Consider the following 21,998-nt stretch of genomic DNA (forward strand, 5'->3'; position numbering starts at 1 on the left):
CGGAGTTCATACTCCATTTTTGAGGGACAGAGTTATCACTGTTAAAGTGAACTCTGGCCCTTTTTAGTGGAGTGCCAACTCCGTCCCCAAACACCCAGCTCTGACGTATACAAAAAACCATTGTATTTTTATACAAAATAATGATAATATATAAAACATCTTAAAAGCGGATTGTGAGGTCATTGGAGATGGAACGTATACATAGTGAAAGCGTGAATGTTTATTCAGCAAAGCAGTACATGAAGTTTTGGCTGCCTTCTTTAATTGGTGTGTTACTTTTTCTTGTGCCGGTGAAGTTTGATGGGAAGGTGACGATTGGTCTTGGGATTATGGCGGACAGTCTGCAAGGTGCGATTGCTGCTTATATTCCCGGCTTTATGACGCTTATTCTTGTAGTGTCGGCACTTGGCAGTTTAGTGGTGAAACTCCCGATGCTCAGTGAGGTGAAAAAGCAGCCTGCTGTTGCGTTATTGTTCGACGTAGCGCCGTTTTGGGTGGTACTGCGTGCTGTGGGTGCGCTGTTTGCTTTAGCGACACTTTTTGAAGTGGGACCTGAGCTGGTTTGGTCGCCTGTCACTGGACAGGTGATGTTATACGATCTGATTCCGGTGCTGATGGTATGGTTTTTATTTGCATGTTTATTCATGCCGCTTCTGTTAGAGTTTGGCTTAATGGATTTTATCGGGACGATTGTGCGAAAAGTAATGGTGCCGCTGTTTACGCTGCCGGGCCGCTCGTCTATTGATGCGCTGGCATCTTGGATGGGAAGCGGAACGGTCGGTGTGCTGCTCACGACTCAGCAGTATGAGTCCGGTTACTATACGAAGCGTGAAGCAGCAGTGGTTGCTACAAACTTTTCGATTGCATCGATTGCGTTCAGTTTAGTCATCGCACGATTTTTAAATATTGACAGCATGTTTGTGCAATTTTATTTTACCGTAATTGTGACAGGTGTAATTGTGGCAGTCATTTGCCCGAGAATTCCACCCCTTTCGCGTAAAAAAGAAACGTATTATGAGCCCGTTGGCAAGCAGATTGAAGAAGTTGTGCCGGAGGGCGTTTCGAACTTTAAATGGGGCGTCGAGAAAGCTGTTGAAAAGGCGGATCAGGTGAAGAGTTACCGTGGTGTAGCGAAAAAAGGGATTGTGAATGTGCTTGATATCTGGTTTGCGCTCATTCCACTCGTGATGGCGATCGGTACAATCGCACTTATCATTGCTGAATTTACACCGGTATTCACGTACCTGTCATATCCATTCGTTCCGCTGCTTGAACTGCTCCGAATCCCGGAAGCCCAGGCGGCTGCACCTGCAATGATCGTCGGATTTGCAGATATGTTCCTGCCGGCAGTCATCGGAAGCGGAATCGAATCAGAACTGACAAGATTCGTCATCGGCGTATTATCACTCACACAGCTGATCTACATGTCAGAAATCGGCGTACTTTTAGTAAAATCAAAAATCCCGATTTCAATCTGGGAACTATTCATCGTATTTTTACAGCGCACGATTATCAGTCTGCCAATCGCAGCACTGATGGCACATCTATTATTCTTTTAAGGTAATGTGGGGACGGAGTTAGTACTCCATTTTTGGGGACAGAGTTGTCACTTTCAAAGTGGACTCTGTCCCTTTTTGATGGAGTGCCAACTCCGTCCCCCCTTCTGCCGCATTGTTCTATTACCAGTAAAATTGATATACTCACACTGACCAAATCAGGGAGTGAAGCCATATGAACGTCTCGAAATACTTTTCCGAACACATCAAATCTTCCATGAAACACGAGCCGCCCGGTGCATGGATGCCGGTGGTGCCGGAGGGGTGTGTGCGGCTGAGCTCAGGTTTTCCGGATACCTCGCTTGTGCCGGTGAATGACCTACAACAGGCGGTCACACGCCTTTTAAATGAAGAAAAAGATCTGCCGTTGCATTATGTGGGCAGTCCGAAAATCGATCAGCTTCAAACATGGTTGCTTAATCGCATGAACGAAAGAGATATACATATCAAGCTGGAAGAACTGCTCGTCACGTCGGGTGCGTGCCAAGCAATTGACTTAGTCGCTCGCATGTTAATGGATGAAGAAACCTGGATCGTCGTCGAATCGCCGACCTATATGGAAGCACTTGAGATTTTTCAGAACTATACTGACCGGATTCTGACTGTGCCTGTAGATAAAAATGGGATTCTGACAGAGAAGCTTGAAGAAATGTTAGCAAAAAGAAACCGTGAAAATCAGCCGCTTCCTAAAGTGCTATACACGATACCAACCTTCCAAAACCCTACCGGAACAACACTTTCTTTTAAAAGAAGAAAGCATTTGATTGAGCTTGCAACGACTTATGATTTTCTCATTATGGAGGATGACGCGTACGGCGAACTTCATTTTGACGAACCGGTACAGACGCTGAAATCCATGGATCAGACAGGCCGAGTTTTTTATATCGGCTCCTTATCAAAAGTAGTCGCTCCAGGCATGCGTATCGGCTGGATCGCAGCAGATCAGCAATGGACCGAGACGCTGTTCCGCTTTAAAAAGGATCTGGATCACCCATTTGCCCAGGCAACCATGGCTACCTATCTCGCCGGCGTGAACTGGACAGCACATTTAGTGAACCTCCAGTCACTTTATCAATCTAAATGCGGCACCCTGCTAAATGCACTTTCAGCACATATGCCGAAACACGTAACCTGGACCAAACCAAACGGCGGCTACTTCGTCTGGCTCACCATCCCGGGAACAGACACCGCAGACCTTTTAGAAAAAGCGACAGAAGCAGGTGTATCCTACATACCCGGAAAACATTTCTACCTAAAACAGGAAGACGGACTCGATCAAATGCGACTGTCATTCAGCGCAGCGGATGAGAATGAGATTGTTGAGGGTGTGAAGCGACTGGCCGGGGTGATTTCATCTTGGGGACGGAGTTAACACACCATTTTTTGGGGACAGAGTTGTCAATTTTAAAGTGAACTCTGTCCCTTTTTGATGGAGTGCCAACTCCGTCCCCAAACTGCTATCTATGCTATAATAAAAATTCAGAATATTCCCTGAAAAAGGAGGCTCAACCAATGAAAAAGTTGATTCGTGCTGCTGTAATCGGCTCGGGGTTTTCGGCGATGGCGCATTTGGAGACGTTGAAGAGGCTGCCAGGTGTTGAGGCGGCTGGGATAGTTTCGAGGTCGAGGGAGAAGGCGGAGCGTATTGCGGGTGAGTACCGGCTAACGTTTGCTTATGATGATGTGAATGAGCTTTTGGCAAATCCAGAGATTGATGTGATACATAATTGCACGCTGAATGTGCTTCATTTTGAATTGAATAAGAAAATTTTACTTGCTGGAAAGCATGTGTTATCTGAAAAGCCGCTCGCATTAAATCGTGATCAGTCAGCTGAACTGCTTGAAATAGCAAGTAAGTCCGGACTTGTTCATGGTGTGTGCTTCAATTACCGCCACTATCCAATGGTGGAAGAAGCGCGTGTGAAAATTGTGAATCAGGAATTTGGGCGGCCACATTTAGTATCAGGGGGGTATTTACAGGACTAGTGCCTGTATGATTCAGATTACAGCTGGCGTATGGCTCCTGCGTTAAATGGCGAGTCCAGGGCCATTGCAGATATCGGTTCACACTGGTGTGACACGATGCAACATATTCTTGGCATGCGGATTGTGAAAGTAATGGCTGACCTCACAACCCTTCATTCTGAGCGTAAAAAGCCTGTGGATGGAGCCGGCTCAACTTTTACACATGAAAAAGCTGAGCAGTTTGAAAAAGTCGCGATTCAATCCGAAGATGCAGGTAACGTACTCGTTCAATTTGAAAATGGGACAAAAGGCATGTTTAACGTCTCGCAGGTAACTGCCGGCAAAAAGAATAACCTGCACTTCACCATCTCGCTAACTGATGGCTCATTTGAATGGAACCAGGAAGAACCAAATCGCCTCTGGATCGGCAAAAGAAATGAAGCAAACCAGATCCTCATGAAAGATCCAGCGTTGTTATCCGAAAAAGCCCGTGCGTACGCGCATTTTCCAGGCGGGCATCAGGAAGGCTGGCCGGACTGCCTAAAAAATTTAATGATGTCCTTTTATAAAAAGGTTGAAACTCCTGATGAAACAAGCTATTTCGCTAATTTTGAAGATGGTCATTATAACATGAAGATTGTGGATGCAATTTTGAGGAGTAATGAGGAGGAGAGATGGATTGAGGTATAAAAATGGCACTTTGGGGACGGAGTTTATACTCCATTTGTTGGGGACAGAGTTGTCAATTTTAAAGTGAACTCTGTCCCTTTTTGATGGAGTGCGAACTCCGTCCCCAAGTGTTAATCCCGGTACCGTAAAGTCAATCCCTTAAGAAAATTCCGTGCATACTTATCACCGCAAGGCTTGTAATTTTTATGTCCTTCTTTTCTGAGGAGGGCGCCGAGTTCTCCTTTTGTGACGGTGATGCCGGCCTGATCGAAGAGGTCGATCATGTCTTCGGTTGTGAGTGTGAGTGCGATTTTTACCTTCTTCAGCAGTACGTTGTTCACGCTGGCATGATTTTTAATGGAACGGTCCGGCTTAACCGGCTGACCATTTTTGTCCTTCTGAGGTCCTCTTTTAAATGTGATAAAGCCGTTCAGGAAAGACTCCAGCATTGAGTTTGTGCATTTAATATACTGATCAGTCTCTTCAGGCTCATCATGATCATAAAATTCGTCTTCGTCTATTTTCGTGAGAATTTTCAGCACATCTTCTTTTGTCACATCAACTCCGCCAAGTTTAAAAATCTCAATCATTTCAGTATTTTTAAGATCAAGCGCATATCGTAAACGTATTAGAATATCGTTATTTGTCATTCGTATCACCCCGTAAATTATTGTTTAACTTAAAAATTGTATCAGTAAATCAGGTTTACATCTAGTGATGCCCGGAAACAGTATGATTTGTGTGCATACTTTGCGTGCAAATACAGATATATTTGAGATGGATGCAAACTGTTCCAGTTAAAGGATACACAGTTATGACTGGTTTTTTTGATCAGTCATTTGAGTCATAAGACCTTATTATTCCTTAAAAATCAGTTTCAACTGTTAATTTTTACAGTTATAATAGAATTATCTGTTAATTCATGTGGACATTTAGAGGGGGAATCGTACGTGGTTCAATCAGCTGAAAATAAGATAAGTTATAACAGCCTTGATCTTAGGATCGATAACAGAACCATTAATGAAGTGCGTTTGACACACCGTTCTTTTGAAAAAGATCTGTTAATAGACAGGATTGTTTTTACGGGCGGTGGTATTTTTGTTATCCAGTATAATGAAGCGAAGGGGATGATTGATGGAAGTCCGGAACGTCCTGTCTGGTTGTCGGAAGGTGATATCAGAATTAAAAATCCGCTGCATGAAAATGAGAAAAAAATCAGTCTTTTAAAAGAGATCATCCCGCCTTATTTCCACGACTATATATACTCAATCGTCGGCTTCAAAAAGCGCGTTAAACTTAACGTGCAGGGAAACCACCGGGACATCGAAGGAAACCAGTGGATGCTTGGGGAAAATGAAATACCTGAATACATAGAACGGGTGATCTTAAAAAAGAACGTCTTAAACAATCAGCCAATCAAAAACCACCACCTGAATATACTCGAGCGCGGGTTTGTGTGGATGTGTCAATCGTGATGTTATAAACCCTGGTAATGCGTACCGGGGTTTTTCTTTTGAGTAAATGTATATTTAGGGGACGGAGTTAGCGTTTCATTTAAAGTACATGCGGTGACAGAGTTCATTATAATTGAACTCTGTCCCCATACTCTGCCTGAAGTGTAAACTCCGTCCCCTAAACACCAAATCTGCATAGAGTGTAAACTCCGTCCCCAACACCCCCCACCCCCACCCCCAACCCAACAAACAGTATAAAATACCTACACAATTTTCAGAAAAATAACTCTATAATAATATTGTTAGGAAATATTTTGAATAGAAATGGAGTTGAGGTTGTGGGTAGGAAGTTGTTGGTTTGTGTGTTTGTGCTGATGCTGGCTTTTAGTAGTGCTGCTTATGGGGCGCTGCCGCTTGAGAAGCCGGTGAGGAGTGGTGATGCGATTGCTTTGGATGTGGCTCAGGATGAAGAGGTCCGGGTGATCGTGGAGCTTGAGGGGGCTTCGGCTGTGGAGATTGCTTCAGAGGATGGAGCGGATTTTCAGGAGCTGAGTGTTTCTGAGCAGGACCGGATTATTGATGAGGTCCTGAAGAGTCAAAAGGATGCAAAGAATGAGGCAGGAGAGGTTTCGACGGCTTCTGTTGAGAATGAGTTTACGACGATTGTAAATGGTTTCAGTATGACTGTTCCGTCTGCTGATATTGAGAAGATTGAGCAGATTGCCGGTGTGAAGCGTGTACATATTGCGAATGTGTATGAGCGTCCGGCGGTTGAACCGGATATGAGTTATACAGGTGAACTGATTGAAAAGGAACTTGCCTGGGAGGATTATGGATACCGTGGCGAAGGACTGGTTGTTGCGATCATAGATTCCGGAATGGATCCGTCCCACCGTGATATGGTGATCAGTAATGAAACTGATGTAAAGCTTGATAAAAGCGATGTTAATGCAGCAATTAAAGAGTTTGGTCTTAAAGGTACATACTTAACTGAAAAAATGCCTTATGGCTATAACTATTTTGATAAGAACAAACAGGTGAAGGATTTCGGAGCGGATGCGTCTCATGGGATGCACGTAGCCGGGACGGTTGCTGCAAATGGGGACCTTGATAATGGTGGTGTGAAGGGTGTTGCGCCTGAAGCACAGCTGCTTGCGATGAAGGTGTTTGGCAGTGATCCATTGATTTCAACCACTTATAGTGATGTGTTCATTAAAGCAATTGATGATTCAATCCGTTTAGGGGCGGATGTGATTAATATGAGCCTAGGCGCGACTGCAGGGTTTGTGGATGCTGAGGACCCTGAGCAGCAGGCGGTTCAGCGTGCAGTGGATGCGGGTATACTTGTGTCTATTTCAGCGGGTAACTCTGCTATGTTTGGAGATGGCTATTATTATCCATATGCAGGGAATCCGGATTACGGCGTAGTGGGTTCGCCGGCTGTATCTGAAAATGCACTGACAGTTGCTTCGCTTGATAATGTCTTCGTTGACTCTAAAGCGGTGCAGGTCACAATTGACGGTGAAGATGCAGGTCTTGCACCTTATTCTGTAGCAAATGAAGAAGATCCTGAGGATTATGTCCAGACGGATTTTGAACTTGTACATGCAGGTCTTGGATATGAAGAAGACTTTTTTGAGATTGATGTTGCAGGTAAATATGCTCTGATTCAGCGCGGGGAAATTGATTTCGTGTCTAAAGTGCTGAATGCACAGTATGCAGGAGCTGCCGGTGCCATTATTTATAACAACACAGATGGTTTTGTTAATATGGCGACTGATCCTGAGATCATGATTCCACAGTTGTTTATGGTGAAATCTGAAGGAGACCGTCTTGCTGAAGCGCTGGCTGATGGCTCGGTGGTTGAGCTTTCATTTAACGGGGATGAGCTAACACAGCCTAATCCAACTGCAGGTATGATGAGCGATTTCACTTCATGGGGGCTGACGCCGGACCTTGAGTTTAAGCCGGAAATTACAGCACCGGGCGGCAGTATTTTATCAACTGATAATGAAGACGGATACGCTGTATTAGGCGGTACATCAATGGCTGCGCCGCATATCGCGGGTGGGTCTGCACTATTAATGCAGCAGCTTGAAGATACTGTGGACAAAGAGTTCAGATCTGACTGGGTTAAGACAATTATGATGAATACAGCGTCACCAGTGATGGATCCAAATGGACTTACGATTTCACCACGCCGTCAGGGAGCAGGTCTGATGCAACTTCATGCCGCACTGTCTGCACCAGCAGTTGTAACAGATGAGCAGGGTGATACAGCCGTTGCGCTAAAAGAAATTGATGGTGATACAGCTGTATTTGAACTCGAAGTTGAGAACCTGACTGATGAAGAAATTGTCTATGAAGTTGATGTGAATACGCAGACAGATGCGCTTTCAGAAGGATTAACTGCACCGAACCTGATTTATGGTCAGGACATTACAGGAGCAGGTCTTCTGTTAAATGGGGAAGAAGAATTGACGCTTGAAGTTGCACCACTTGCGACTGAAACGGTTGAAGTTGAAATTGACCTTTCAGATGTAACGCTGCTCCAGGACGGAGAAGAAGTGTTACCGGAAGACGTTTTTGAAAATGGTTATTTTGTAGAGGGGTTTGTCACTTTTACGGATCCAACTGACATGAACCCTGTGCTGACTGTACCGTATGCAGGTTTTAAAGGGGATTGGACTGCTGCGCCGATCTTTGATTTGCCGCAGTGGGATGAGATGACTTATTACGGCTACACAGGCGTTCGTTCATTTGATTTTTATGGTGAATTCGCTGAAGATCTTGGCGTAGATCCGTTTGCAGAAGAATATATGGTTGACCCTGAATTAATCGCCTTTTCTCCAAATGGTGATGGCATGCAGGATGACGTGATGCCTGTTGTATCCCTTTTAAGAAATGCGAAAGAATTGAAGGTAACGGTTACTGATGAAAACGGGCGCACACTGCGAACAATCCGTACTGACCGTGAGCTTCGTAAAAACTATATTGACGGACTTGAAGAAGAAGGCGCAACATTCTCACCTGCCTGGGTCTGGGATGGTAAAGTGAATGGCCGTACAGCGCCGGATGGACAGTATTACCTGACGCTTCAGGCAAAAATTGATTTTGAAGGAGCAGAATGGCAGGAGCTTTCACTGCCGGTCAAAATTGATACGAAAAAGCCGGAAATAGAAGCTGAGCTAGATACAGCAGCTTCAACAATCACGTTCTCTTCAGAGGATGATCATGCTGTTCAGTACGTTGATATTTTAGTAGACGGACAGAGTGTCACTGACTTTTATTTGTCTCCTGAAGAAGAGTCATTTACGTTTGACAAAAAAATTAACGAAAAGCAGCGCATTCAGGTTGAAGCGGTTGATTTTGCAGGTAACCGCGTAAAGACAACGGTTCAGCAGGGTGAAGATGCAAAAGGACCTGAAATTTTCCTTGATTCACCGGCATTCTTTGAGCCGACACCATTCCGTGAAACATTCGTTTCAGGTTATGTAACGGATGCTTCAAGTGTGAAAGAAGTTACGGTAAACGGTAAAAAAGTAGATTCATTTGAAATCGACGAACAGAATTACGTGTTCTTTGCACGCGTGACTTTTGACAGTGATGATATTCACGATGTCATTGTGTCTGCAACTGATAAGGAAGGCAATGAAATCAGCATTAACCGCACGATTATTGTGGACAGTGAAGCACCAGAGCTTACAGTCTCAGGTCTTGATACACCATTTATCGTAGGTGAAGATGCTGACAATCCTGTCATTTCTGTCAATGTCAAAGATAACTATGATGATGTGCGTCTCTATGTGAATGGAGACGAAATTTTCGCTTCAGTGCCTACAAAACTTTTAGAAAAGAAGGCTTTTGAAACAACGGTTGAAGACATTGAACTGCAGCTGGAGCCGGGACTGAACCGCTTTGAGATCAGTGCGATGGATGTTGTTGGCAATGTCCGTTATGCAAAAGACATTATTCTTTTCAAAGAAGGTGCAGATGATTCTCGCGTTATCACAATCGGTGAGGAAGAAGCGAAGCAGCTAGTAAAGGATTCAGATGACTTCTTTATGGTCAATGCGATTCCACAGCAGGCAGATGGCACAGTTGATGCTACGCTGATGATGAACGAAGCGGCTGTAAAAGTGCTTGCTGCAGCTAAAAAGGATCTCGAATTCCGCTCAGGACCATTCCAGGTACTTGTGCCGGCTGATTTCTTTAAAAATCAAGCATCGTCAACTCACGTCGCATTTAACATCGCAACAGACGACTCAACCAAGCTTAGCGGCAATGCCAAAGCACTTTCAGATGCTTTCCGCTTTGTTGCTGTTGCAGATGGAAAAGTGATCGAAACTTTCGATGAACTGTTCCTCGCAAATGTTGTATACGACAAGCAAAACGTAAAGAATGTGAATAAAGTATCGGTTCAACAAAGGTATGACAGCAAGTGGCACTATGCAGGCGGATCAGAATTTGAAGACGGACTGGTATTCATGATGACAAAGCCTGGACTCTATCAGGTGATCGAAAATGATATCACTTTTGCAGACGTTAAAGACCATTGGGCAAAAGATGATATTGATACGCTGGCATCCCTTAATATTACTGCCGGAAAAACGAAAGACGAATTCAAACCATACCTTGGCTTAACACGTGCAGAATTTGCTGCCCTGCTATCAAGAGCGATGCAGCTTCCTGAAGTCGAACCGACAGGCGTTTTCCCTGATGTAAAAGACTCTCACTGGGCTGCGTCATCAATCGAAGCAGCACACAAAGCAGGAATCGTTGCAGGTAAAGACGACGGCACATTCAAGCCAGGCGAACAAATCACGCGCGAACAAATGGCAGCCATGATCATGCGCGCCATCAACTATCGCGCACCATATCTGGCACCAACCGTATTCATGCCAGATGAATTCAAAGACCACAACCGCATCTCAGACTACGCCCGTGACGCAGTCTACCAGGCCGAAATGCTTGGCATCATCGCAGGTAAAAAAGACGGCAGCTTCGCACCAAAAGCGAACTTGACGCGCGGTGAAATGGCAGCTGTACTGAATCGGATGGTTGGTGTTTTGAGGTAGGGCTTGGACTTTGGGGACGGAGTTCATACTCTATTTAGAGTGGAGTACTGACTCTGTCCCGGGGTTTGGAAAACTGGGGACGGAGTTTGCACTCCATTTTGTGTGTAGTGTAAACTCCGTCCCCAAAAATTAAGGAGAGACTAAGATGCCCAGAGAAAAAAGAAAAATTAGCAGTACAGGTATTTATCATATTGATACTGTAGGTATTAATTCTCAGTTGCTATTTTATGATGATGCGGACAGAGAAATGTTTCTTAAAAAATTATCAAACATCAAAAAAGAGAAGGGATTTAAGATTTATGCCTGGTGTTTGATGGACAATCATTATCATCTTGTAATAAAAGAATCAGACTATTCTATTTCGAGAATTATGCAGAGTCTTAATGGAAGTTATGCAAGGTATTTCAATAATAAGTACAGAGGCAAAGGTTCAATTTATGCGGGGAGATTTTATAGCAGTCCGATTGAAAACATTTCTTACCTCCATACCGCGATCCGGTATATTCATCAAAACTGTGTACGCAGTTTTATTGTTGAATTTCCTGCGCTATATTTTTGGAGCAGCTGCAAGGAATATTATAATCAACGGAATTTTTACAATGATTTGAGTGACCACCAAGAGATTTTAGAGTTATTTTCACGTGATCCGATTAAAGCAGTGAATAATTTTATTGAATATACAGAAGCTGTTTACGAACTTCCTCAAAGAAAGTCCCCACACAGAAGTAAGCATTCCGATATTGAAGCTATGGACGTAATTAAATCCCATGTAGGCTCCATTGAACTCCCCGACATCAAAAAACTCCCGATAGATGAAAAAACGATTGTAATCCAACACCTAAAAACCATAAAAGATATTTCTGGACCACAGCTTTCTAGAATCCTTGGCATTCCAATTGGGGTGATTTGGAGAGCGGGTAAACGCGAGGATTAATTTTTGGGGACGGAGTTTGCACTTCATTATAGAGTGTGAACTCCGTCCCCGGGCCATAGAGTGCAAACTCCGTCCCCAATACAACCCCAGCAGCCCCAAAAACCTCAAACTCGAGATGATTGCAATTCTACGCTATAATTAAACTGAATTTTCAGAAAGGAGAGAAGGATATGAGTAAAGCGACTGATACATTACTGGTGAATTCGTTTATTGATGGGGTGCTGGATCCGGAGAAAGAGATGCTTGGGCCGGTTCGTGATGGCGGGCATATTATTGCGAATACAGCGCCGGGCTGCTGGGGGCCGATGATTACGCCGTGTATTCGTGGTGGTCATGAGGTGACGAAGCCTGTGTTTGTTGAGGGGGCTGAGCCTGGTGATGCGATTGTGGTGAAGATTCATTCGATTAATGTGACGTCACTTGCGACGGCTTCCGGGAATGATGCGCCGGTAGATGGGCGTTTTCTTGGGGATCCGTTTGTTGCGGTAAAATGTCCGGAATGCGGCACAATGTATCCGGATACGGTGATTGAAGGGATTGGACAGGAAGCCATCAGATGTGCGAATTGTCATGCCGATGTGACGCCATTTGTATTTACAAACGGCTATACAATCAGCTTTAGCGAGCATGGTGATGTCGGGGTGACGATGTCAAAGGAGTCGGCAGAGACGATTGCGCGTGATGGCCGTCACTATATGATGACGCCGGATGCATCGGTGCAGAACCCGATTGTGACGTTTGCGCCGCATGATTTAGTTGGTGTGGTAGCAAGGATGAGACCGTTTCTCGGACAGCTTGGCACGACGCCTTCAAAACCACTTCCAGATTCACACAATGCAGGTGATTTCGGATCGTTTTTAGTTGGCGCACCTCATGATTATAAGGTGACAGAGGACGAGCTGAATGAGCACAGGACTGACGGACATCTCGATATCAGCCGTGTACGCGCAGGATCGACACTGATTTGTCCTGTAAAAGTACCGGGTGGCGGGGTGTACTTAGGTGATATGCATGCGATGCAGGGAGATGGAGAAATTGCCGGGCATACCGCTGACGTTTCAGGTATTGTGCATCTTCAGGTCCACGTAATAAAAGGTGCAAATCTTGAAGGACCTATCCTTCTGCCAAACGAAGAAGACCTTCCATACACAGCGAAGCCATTTACAGAAGCTGAACTCAAATCAGCTCAGGCAGTCGCAAAGCAGTGGAATATCGAAAAGCTCGAAGAATCACTTCCTGTATCAGTAATTGGCACGGGCGCCAACCTGAATCTTGCAACCGACAATGGTTTGCAGCGTGCAGCCGATCTGTTTGGGGTGACTGTTCCTGAAATTATGAATCGTACAACTATAACAGGTTCGATTGAAATCGGGCGGCATCCTGGTGTGGTGACGATTACTTTCCTGGCACCTGTTGCTTATTTGGAGAAGGTAGCGATGCTTGAGGAGGTTAGGAAGCATTATAAAAAGTAATGAGAGCGGAGTGCCGTTTTTGGGGACGGAGTTGACACTCTATGATAGAGCGTCAACTCCGTCCCGGCACTCCGCCACTAAAATTCTTAATTGAGAACAAAGCGATCAAAAAAATTATTCAAGCTCCAATTCTTTATGCAGTTGAGCTTTGACGGATGTCAGGACCGGTTCCGGGACGTCATAATAATAAATGTCGTTGATGTAAAGTTCATTCCCGCCGGCTAGAGATTCTTCATTGAAGTTGTTTAAAGCGGGTCTGTATTTGCTTTGAATATCAATGATTTCGTCAACCTTCAGATTTGTTTTTATATTGGAACCGACTGCTTCAAAAAATTCATTTACACTTAATAGAGAATGAAAGCTTACCGCTTTTCTTAATACGGCTTCGATGACCTGGCGCTGCCTTTGCTGGCGTCCGAAATCGCCATCAGGATCTTCATAGCGCATGCGGGCATAAGCGAGCGCTTCTTCACCTGTCAGATCAATCATGCCTGCCGGAAAGTAAAATCCTCCTGTTTTAAATGCAAATTCATTGACCACGCTGATGCCTGAAATGGCGTTGACGATATCCATGAACCCATCCATATTGATCTGAATAAAGTAATCGATTGGAATATCCAGATAGTTTTCAACGGTTTTAATTGTCATGTCCACTCCGCCGAATGCATATGCATGATTGATTTTATCCATGGTATCACGCCCGGCAATTTCCACATAAGTATCTCTTGGAATGCTGAGGAGCTTTGTCGTTTCAGTTTCAGGATTAACTGTCACTACGATCATCGTGTCAGATCTTCCTCCATCATCTTCGCGTTCGTCCACACCGAGCAGAAGGACTGAAAAAGGCTCTTCTTTTTCAAAACGCAGCTCAGAAGCGCGCTTATCTGATTTCTCCCAGGTGACTCCTGCATGCATTTGCTGGGTTGCACTTGCAAATGACCGGTAAATATTATGCAAATAGATCCCTCCTGAAAGGATGATCAAAACAAGCAGGAAACTCAGCAAATTGAACCAGATATACCGCTTTTTGTTCTTTTTCATAAAAACAACCCCTTTATTTGTATATTTATAGAATTAGTTCTTTTTAGAGTATTTTATGTTCATTATAAAGAACAATATGGGTTATGTAAATAGATGTTAACTTTTTTCTTTTTGGGGGACGGAGTTAACACTTCATCATAGAGTGTCAACTCCGTCCCGGCAGTCCAAGCAATAACTCGAGTGTAGTAGAGTGTTAACTCCGTCCCCGCACTCCGAAGTCCGAACTCCGTCCCCACCATGTACATGACTATGATAAAATATACTAGATTCAATAATAGATATGGAGTGAATACAGTGCAGGAAGTAAAACCGCGTAAGTTGCGGGAGGAGTTAGAGGGTTTAAGGGCTGTTGCTGCGATTTTGGTGGCGATTTATCATATTTGGTTTAACCGGGTTTCGGGTGGTGTTGATGTGTTTTTTGTGGTGTCGGGGTTTTTGATTACGACGTCGCTGTTGTCGATGTATCGCCGGAATGGCCGGATTTTGTATTTTTCGTATGTGGTTAAGTTGTTGAAAAGGCTGTTGCCGACTGCGTGGCTGATTGGGATTGCGACGTTTGTGATCAGTTTTGTTGTGATGCCGCTTTATACGCGACAGCAGGTGCTGGATGAGTTTTTGGCGTCTTCTTTTTATTTTCAGAACTGGCGTCTGGCGATTGATTCGGTGGATTACCTCGCTTCAAATTATGCAGCGTCGCCATATCAGCATTTTTGGGCGCTGAGTATTCAGTTTCAGTTTTATCTGATTTGGCTGTTGCTGTTTTTTGTAGGCATTACACTGTTAAAAATATTTAAAAAAGCTGATTTCAAAAGACTTTTATTAATAGTCATTGGTCTTGTAATCGTGTCTTCGTTTACATATTCAGTGTATTTAACGGAAGTGAATCAGCCAGTTGCTTATTATCATACATTCACAAGAGTGTGGGAGTTTGGACTGGGCGGTATTCTGGCGTTGACGATTCATAAGATCCGTGTGTTGAAGCCACTGGCATGGGTGTTTGGCTGGGTTGGTCTGATTGCGCTGTTGAGCGGCGGCATTATTTTTCAGGTTTCGGACGTATTTCCGGGATATGCAGCGCTATGGCCGGTGCTTGCTGCTGTATTGATGATTGTTGCCGGAAATGAGGCGAAGCATTTCAGTGCGTACAGTGTGCTGAGCTGGAAGCCGCTGGTGAAATTTGGCGGGATTTCTTATGCATTTTATCTGTGGCACTGGCCGATGCTGATTTTTTATTATGCTTATTTTGAAGTGGAGAGCGTATCTGTGCTGCATGGAATTGCGGTTATGGCTGTGTCTGCGCTGCTTGCTTATCTCACTATTCAATTTGTGGAAAAACCGATTCGTACATCTGCTTTTCATTTAAAAAGAACGGCGGTTGTCATTGCGGTACTGGCGCTTTCGATTGTGTCAGCTGCACAGGTGTATGAAAGTCAGGCGCTTGTGCAGGAGGAGATCGATATTTCGGATAGTTATGATCCTGATAATCCTCATCCAGGCGCCACAGTAAAGCTTTTTGACGGTGGACTGGACAGCATTGCGGACTTTGAGGAGCCTTTCCTGCCAACACTTGACAACGCCTATCAGGACCGTGCAGATATTTATCCGGACAGGTGCCTTTTAGGAAAAGGGACGGTTGGCGTAAGGATCTGTGAATACGGTGAAACGGAAGAGTATGAGAATACGGTCGCGCTTGTCGGCGGATCACACTCAGCGCATTGGTTGCCTGCGCTGCAGGAGTTTGCCGATGAAGAAAACATCCTGATAAAAACGTATATCAAAGGCGGCTGCCGCTTTACGACAGACATATTGACTGATCTGAAGGAATGTGACGAGTGGTTTGCAAATGTGCAGGACCAGCTTGTTGAGGATGATCCTGATTTAATTTTTGCAGTAGCCGATGTAGGATTGCGCGTCGATATGTACGATGAAGTGCCTGAAGGGTTCATCAATGCGTGGGAATTCTTTGAAGAGCGCGATATGCCGTTATTTCTGATGGAGGACACACCATGGTTTGAAAAGAGTGTGCTGCGCTGCGTTGAAAAAAATCCCGATCATCCTGAAAGCTGCAATCAGCCGGTTGATCAGATTCTTCGTGATCCAACGCCGGTTAATAAGCTTGACCGGGTTCCGGAAAACGTGACGTTTTTAAATGTAAATGATTATTTCTGTGATGATGAAACATGTCATGCTGTCATTGGAAATGTGTTAACTTATTTTGATAATAATCATATTACAGCAACTTATGCGAGAACGCTTGGGCCGGTGATTAAGCCTCATGTCATGAGGGTGCTTGAGAACCGGGAATAAAAGACGGAAGTTAAGAAGAAGTCAGTTGATTTATTAGCTGACTTCTTTATTTTTATCATTTTAAACTGAATAGTTGCTGGAATTATTCTGCCGTGTACTTTGTCTTTTCGCTGTACATCGCATGATACTACAATCTCAGTCCCCAATATTGCACATACAAAACTCACAAATTTATGTTAAAATATTCATATATTATCTCAGGGGAGGGGAAATAACATGAAGGTGCGTAAGGCGATTATTCCTGCGGCGGGTCTTGGGACGAGGTTTTTGCCGGCGACGAAGGCTCAGCCGAAGGAGATGCTTCCGATCGTGGATAAGCCGACTTTGCAGTATATTATTGAGGAGGCTGTGCAGTCGGGGATTGAGGAGATTTTGATTATTACCGGCCGGAATAAGAAGAGTATTGAGGATCATTTTGATAAGTCGGTTGAGCTTGAGCTGGAGCTTGAAGCGAAGGGGAAGAAAGAGATGCTTGAGGAGGTTCGGAAGATTTCGGATCTGGTGAATATTCATTACATAAGACAAAAAGAGCCTAAGGGTCTTGGTCATGCGATTTATTGTGCGAAAAGTTTTATCGGGAATGAGCCGTTTGCTGTGATGCTCGGTGATGATATTGTTGAAAATGAGAAGCCGTGTCTTGAGCAAATGCTTGAGATGTTTAATCAGTATAAGACATCGATTTTAGGGGTACAGGAAATTCCTGAGACGGACGTTAATAAATATGGGATTGTGCAGGGGAATCATGTTGAGGACCGGATTTTTAAGGTGAAGGATCTGGTTGAGAAGCCGGCTGTTGAAGATGCACCTTCAAACCTGGCAATTCTTGGACGGTATATTATTACACCTGAAATTTTTGATATTCTTGAAAACACACCTCCAGGCAAGGATGGGGAAATTCAGCTGACTGATGCGTTAAAAGAGCTTGCGCAGCGCGAGGCGATGTATTCGTATCATTTTGAGGGCCGCCGTTATGATGTTGGGGACAAGCAGGGCTTTTTAGAAGCGACAGTTGAGTTTGCGCTTAAAAGGGAAGACCTTCGCAAGCCGTTTCTTGATTATCTGTTAAAAATCGTTGAGAAAGAAGCAGTAGGTAAGTAAAAATACCGCTTGAGTTGCACACTCAGGCGGTATTTTTAAAATCACGTTAGTTTAATAAAAAGGGGGATGAGGGACATCAGACAGATCATTGCAGTCATTGCCATAACATGTTTAACGCTAGGATTCAGCTTGCCGGCTTTTGCGGACGCTAAATTTAAGGATGTGGAATCAACTCACTGGGCGATCAATGAAATTTTATATTTGAGCGGAGAAGGCGTCATTAATGGATTCAATGATGGGAGTTTCAAGCCGGAAGCGGATGTAACACGTGGGCAGGCAGCGATTATGCTGGCAAATTCGTTAAATTTGAGTTTACGGGACAGACCTGATCCGGGATATACAGACGTTCCCCTTGATAAAAGCGTTTACCGCTACATTGCAGCAGTTGCGGATGAGGGAATTGTGCGGGCGGAACGTGAATATAAACCCAATGAACCGCTGACGCGTGAAGATATGGCCTATATGATTTACCAGGCTTTTAATCTTTCAGGAAATACAGCGATTACCTATTCTGATGTACAGACAAATTACTGGGCACAGGAATATATCAGCGTTTTGTCTGACCAGGGCATTGCTGCCGGCTTTTCAAACGGATCATATCAGCCGCTCAGAACAGTAACGCGTGCGCAGTTTTCTGCCTTTATGAGCAGGGCAATGGATGATCGTTACAAAGTTGACTGGGAGCCTGACCCGGCCCCTGTCGCAAAGGGAACTGTGGAAATTGGTATGACTGAAGAAGAAGTATTGCGGATTCACAACAATCCTGTTGATTACGTAGACCTCGGGCGGTCATCAGCGCTGTATTACCAGTCGTCTAAATTCGGCTATGACACAGAGCTCGTCTATATTTTTGAAAATGGTATTCTAGCTTATAAAATGCATGATTTCATGATGGGAGAAATTGTTTATCATAAAGATGAATTCTTGCATCAGATTTATGACCTGCTGAAGCCTCAGGCAGACCTTGAGTTTGGAGAGAGTATTTACGAAGTTAAGGCGGAAGAAGAATATATTCTGTATGATGTTTACTGGGAAGGTGAAAAAGGGTCAGTCATTTTAAGAATTGATAATAAGGACGACTCAACCTATGCAGCGCTGATCTATGGAAAATCTCATTATAATACCGCTTCTGAAAAAGAGGATTTGGTCAGGAAATATACTCGCTGAACATTAAAAAAAGAGAAGATGTAATTGTGTCAGGACAACTTACTACTTTTTATTGAAATCTGAGTGCAGCGAAGCGTAAGGTGGCGACTCCGGGACGATAAGAGGAAAGCTGAGACCCCGCAGGTGAAGGCGGGGTCTCAGCAACCACCGTCCGTATAGCGTTCGCCTGAAGCGCAGCGAAACGAAACGATTAAAGAAATGCATTTATTGGTTCTAGACTATTTTCACTCCGGAATCCAGTCTGTCTTCCATAGCCGCTCGACTGATTTCAGCTGAAAAAGGTCATCTATCGTCAGTTTGTAAATATCAGGTTTTGTCGTCTGCAGACTGAATTCGAATCCGTACCTATCGTCGAACCAGCTCATCATACAGGCAAAAATATTACCGTGAATGCCAATTGCAATACGTTTTCCCTGGTGTTCTCCGACAACTTCTTTCAGCCCGTCAATTCCACGTTCGATTACTTCATTATTGGATTCACCCTCCGGAAAACGGAAGTCCGGATCATCAAATACTTTTTTGATTGCAGACAGCGGGTCATCAAAATGATGATCGCGTGCAGCAAGATCCCTTTCACGGAACCTTTTATCAATTATTACATCTATATTCAGCTCTTTCGCAAGTCCTTCCAGTGTCTGCCTTGCTCTGACGTAGGGACTTGAGACGATCACTTCAATATTCTCTTTCAGAAGTACGTCTGTTACTTTTTCAACCGCTTTCCAGCCGCTCTTTGATAACCCGCGTGTTTCTTCAAACTCGAGCGAAAAAATAGAATGCGCATGTCTCACCATATAAACCTCAGTTACCATAACGTATCTCCCTTGTATTTGACTTCTCCCCTGATTGTTCCTTAATTTTACTATAGTTGGGTCTAAATGAACAATCTAAATAAGACGATGTTCTCTCCTGGTTCATTTTTAAGAGATTAAATGATAACGCATTCCAATTGAAAAACACCTTTAACTAATTATGTAAAAGTTTGAAAAAGTATTGTGTAATTTTTCCTAAAATAGTATGATAGTTTCATATGTGAGAGTGTATGTCTGGACAGAACCAGGGGTAAAGAAGGGTGGAGTGTGAACTTGCTGAAGTTATTTAAACCTTCCTGCACACTTTGTAAAAAGAAAGAAAGTCAGCTTACCAGATACATAGACATATTAAATCAGACATTGAATGTGTGTTCTTCCTGCAAAGATTATGCGGAAAGACGTGCTTTCAAGAAGGTAATCTGACAAAAAGAAGGTGGGACAAATGATTGTCTCATCTTTTTATATTTTTGGCTCTGTTAAACTTGGCTGCTGATCTTCGCTCCAGGGGGACTCTTTCCGCAGGATCGGCGGTGAGCCTCCTCGGATTCGCCTGCGGGGTCTCACCTGTCCGATTTCTCCTGCAGGAGTCGCCCCCTTCCGCTACGATCAACAGCTGTGCAATTATAATAATGGACTATAATAAAGCTTAAATAAAAATGATCCTTTCTACACACCTATCATTCGTTATGATAAGAGTAGAGATATATGTAAAAGGAGGATATGAATTTGAAAAAATGGACGATTCTTAACACAGCGATTCTATTATTTTTGACAGCGTTTTTATTTCCCGGGGAATCTTCAGCAAGGTCTTTTACGGATCTGAGTGAGGACGACTGGGCTTTTGAGGAAATTATGGAGCTGTCAGGACGTCAGGTGATCAGCGGGTTTCCGGATGGTTCTTTCAGACCTTATGCCGGAGTGAAGCGGAACCAGGCGGCAATTATGGTTGGTAGAGCGGTTCAAATTGATACTTCAGGGCGTCCGGATCCCGGTTTTCTTGATGTCAGCAGTTCAGTGGCAGGATATGATTATATTGCCGCGCTGACAGATGAAGGGGTTTTTGCGAAAGCATCCCGTTTTAATCCTGATGATACGCTCTCGAGAGCAGAGATGGCTAAAATTCTTACAGAAGCTTTTAACCTTGAAGGTTTTGTATCAAAAAATCTCTCAGATGTTCCCCCGTCATACTGGGCGCATGATTGGATTATGACACTTTATGCAAATGGGCTGACTGAAGGGACATCATCTGCGACTTATGATCCGAGTGGTGAAGTGAACCGGTCACAGCTCTCAGCATTTTTGACACGTGTGTTTGAATTAAATGGTGGCGGACCGCCTGTTGTGGAAGAGAATCCAGTTGCAGAAGAGATGCTTGATCAGATTAACGAAATCAGAAGGGCAAACGGTCTTTCCTCCCTTCAGATTGCAGATGACGCGCAGAACGTCGCGCAATTGAAGGCCGAGGATATGATGGAGAATCAATATTTTTCACATAACTCACCACGCTACGGTTCCCCATTTGACATGCTGCGGGAATTTAACGTCAGCTACCGAGCTGCGGGTGAAAATATTGCTGGCGGTCAAAGCAGTGTGACAGAAGTGATGAATGCCTGGATGAACAGTCCGGGGCACAGAGCGAATATGTTAAATGAATCGTATACACATGTAGGTATTGGCTATGCTGAAGGAGGAACATACAGAACGTATTATGTTCAAATCTTCCTTGGCAGATAAAGTGAACGAAGAGGTGTGATTGTGGGGTCCGGTTTTCAAAAAGAAGGAAAAGTGTGGTAGGATAGATCGTACAATTAGTCATGTTGACAAGATTAATATTTTTGTGCAGCTCCAACTATAACTATTATCCGTCATATCAAAACCTATCTAACATATAAGGTGGATCCACATGAACACAAACGACATCATTTCTAACAGATTAACGGGTGCAGTCATACGCTGCATCCCTTTATTTATATTAATCGGCATCATCTATTATTCTTCTTCACAGACCTATGAGGAACAGTCGATTATTCCTTTTCTCGAGCAGTGGACTTCGGCTGACTGGTACAGGCATCTCATTGCTCAGTTCAGTGTGCCCTACGGCGGCAGATGGATCAGCGTTGACACGCACGGTTATGCAGGGTTCACAGAATTCTTAATCCGCAAAGGTGCACATCTCGGAATCTTTTTTCTAATCAGCTTTTTTATGTATCACGTGATTTTTTATCTGTTGAAATTTACATGGCGGTCTATTGCACTGACACTTTTCCTCACGTTACTGATTGCAATGGCAGACGAATATCATCAGCAATTGACAGGCGGAAGAACCTCAAGTGTCAATGATGTCATCCTTGATATGCTGGGAGGTCTGATTGGACTGGCAGTTGCCCTTTTGTTAAAAAAAGCATTCAGCAAACCGAATATTTAAGTATCAATAAGCCCAAATGCTAA

The 21,998-nt window shown here is 44.0% G+C and carries 14 protein-coding genes and 1 pseudogene; 12 read left to right on the plus strand and 3 right to left on the minus strand.

Annotated features, from left to right (window positions below; genetic code table 11):
• The first annotated feature begins 188 nt into the window (after positions 1 to 188).
• From ACH6CZ_RS09615 to ACH6CZ_RS09625, 3 genes and pseudogenes are all read left to right on the plus strand, one after another.
• Positions 189 to 1,559 carry a YjiH family protein gene (locus ACH6CZ_RS09615; protein ID WP_374097214.1) on the plus strand — a complete coding sequence of 457 codons (1,371 nt, stop codon included), beginning with the start codon at positions 189 to 191 and terminating at the stop codon, positions 1,557 to 1,559.
• 172 nt (positions 1,560 to 1,731) lie between these two features.
• The gene (locus tag ACH6CZ_RS09620; protein WP_374097215.1) at positions 1,732 to 2,928 is read left to right on the plus strand and encodes an aminotransferase-like domain-containing protein; all 1,197 of its coding nucleotides are present in this window, start codon (positions 1,732 to 1,734) and stop codon (positions 2,926 to 2,928) included.
• Positions 2,929 to 3,068: 140 nt separating this feature from the next.
• Positions 3,069 to 4,211 (plus strand): annotated as a pseudogene (locus tag ACH6CZ_RS09625) (Gfo/Idh/MocA family protein).
• Between the two features lie 110 nt (positions 4,212 to 4,321).
• Here the strand turns inward: ACH6CZ_RS09625 and ACH6CZ_RS09630 are convergent.
• Positions 4,322 to 4,840, minus strand: a complete 519-nt coding sequence (locus ACH6CZ_RS09630; protein WP_374097216.1) for a YehS family protein — start codon at positions 4,838 to 4,840, stop codon at positions 4,322 to 4,324.
• A gap of 300 nt (positions 4,841 to 5,140) precedes the next feature.
• Here ACH6CZ_RS09630 and ACH6CZ_RS09635 point away from each other — a divergent pair, with 300 nt between their 5' ends.
• The 4 genes from ACH6CZ_RS09635 (at position 5,141) to ACH6CZ_RS09650 (ending at position 13,128) form a co-directional block, all read left to right on the plus strand.
• The gene (locus ACH6CZ_RS09635; protein ID WP_374097217.1) at positions 5,141 to 5,665 is read left to right on the plus strand and encodes a nuclease-related domain-containing protein; all 525 of its coding nucleotides are present in this window, start codon (positions 5,141 to 5,143) and stop codon (positions 5,663 to 5,665) included.
• Between the two features lie 317 nt (positions 5,666 to 5,982).
• On the plus strand, positions 5,983 to 10,722 hold the full coding sequence (locus ACH6CZ_RS09640; protein ID WP_374097218.1) for a S8 family serine peptidase: 4,740 nt from the start codon (positions 5,983 to 5,985) through the stop codon (positions 10,720 to 10,722).
• Positions 10,723 to 10,867: 145 nt separating this feature from the next.
• Positions 10,868 to 11,656, plus strand: a complete 789-nt coding sequence (locus tag ACH6CZ_RS09645) for a transposase (protein ID WP_374097219.1) — start codon at positions 10,868 to 10,870, stop codon at positions 11,654 to 11,656.
• A 170-nt stretch (positions 11,657 to 11,826) separates the two neighbouring features.
• Positions 11,827 to 13,128 (plus strand): acetamidase/formamidase family protein, encoded by a 1,302-nt coding sequence (locus ACH6CZ_RS09650; protein WP_374097220.1) that lies wholly within the window; start codon positions 11,827 to 11,829, stop codon positions 13,126 to 13,128.
• A 114-nt stretch (positions 13,129 to 13,242) separates the two neighbouring features.
• On the opposite strand, the gene ACH6CZ_RS09655 is transcribed toward ACH6CZ_RS09650, so the two are convergent.
• Complete coding sequence (locus ACH6CZ_RS09655; RefSeq protein WP_374097221.1) at positions 13,243 to 14,169, minus strand: LCP family glycopolymer transferase; 927 nt, start codon at positions 14,167 to 14,169, stop codon at positions 13,243 to 13,245.
• Positions 14,170 to 14,463: 294 nt separating this feature from the next.
• Between ACH6CZ_RS09655 and ACH6CZ_RS09660 the strand changes: the two genes are divergently transcribed.
• The 3 genes from ACH6CZ_RS09660 (at position 14,464) to ACH6CZ_RS09670 (ending at position 18,741) form a co-directional block, all read left to right on the plus strand.
• A complete protein-coding gene (locus ACH6CZ_RS09660; RefSeq protein ID WP_374097222.1) occupies positions 14,464 to 16,476 on the plus strand; it encodes an acyltransferase family protein in 2,013 nt (670 codons plus the stop codon).
• Between the two features lie 216 nt (positions 16,477 to 16,692).
• A complete protein-coding gene (galU, locus tag ACH6CZ_RS09665) occupies positions 16,693 to 17,574 on the plus strand; it encodes a UTP--glucose-1-phosphate uridylyltransferase GalU (protein WP_374097223.1) in 882 nt (293 codons plus the stop codon).
• A gap of 66 nt (positions 17,575 to 17,640) precedes the next feature.
• Positions 17,641 to 18,741, plus strand: a complete 1,101-nt coding sequence (locus ACH6CZ_RS09670; protein WP_374097224.1) for an S-layer homology domain-containing protein — start codon at positions 17,641 to 17,643, stop codon at positions 18,739 to 18,741.
• A 224-nt stretch (positions 18,742 to 18,965) separates the two neighbouring features.
• Here the strand turns inward: ACH6CZ_RS09670 and ACH6CZ_RS09675 are convergent, their stop codons facing one another.
• Positions 18,966 to 19,550 carry a histidine phosphatase family protein gene (locus ACH6CZ_RS09675; protein WP_374097225.1) on the minus strand — a complete coding sequence of 195 codons (585 nt, stop codon included), beginning with the start codon at positions 19,548 to 19,550 and terminating at the stop codon, positions 18,966 to 18,968.
• Between the two features lie 726 nt (positions 19,551 to 20,276).
• On the opposite strand from ACH6CZ_RS09675, the gene ACH6CZ_RS09680 reads away from it, so the two are divergent.
• Both ACH6CZ_RS09680 and ACH6CZ_RS09685 read left to right on the plus strand, forming a co-directional pair.
• Entirely contained in the window at positions 20,277 to 21,284 is a 1,008-nt protein-coding gene (locus ACH6CZ_RS09680; protein WP_374097226.1) for a CAP and S-layer homology domain-containing protein, read from the plus strand.
• 169 nt (positions 21,285 to 21,453) lie between these two features.
• Positions 21,454 to 21,975 carry a VanZ family protein gene (locus ACH6CZ_RS09685; RefSeq protein WP_374097227.1) on the plus strand — a complete coding sequence of 174 codons (522 nt, stop codon included), beginning with the start codon at positions 21,454 to 21,456 and terminating at the stop codon, positions 21,973 to 21,975.
• Positions 21,976 to 21,998: the final 23 nt, after the last annotated feature.

The sequence above is a fragment of the Jeotgalibacillus sp. JSM ZJ347 genome, assembly GCF_044383825.1.
Classification (GTDB): Bacteria; Bacillota; Bacilli; order Bacillales; family Jeotgalibacillaceae; genus Jeotgalibacillus.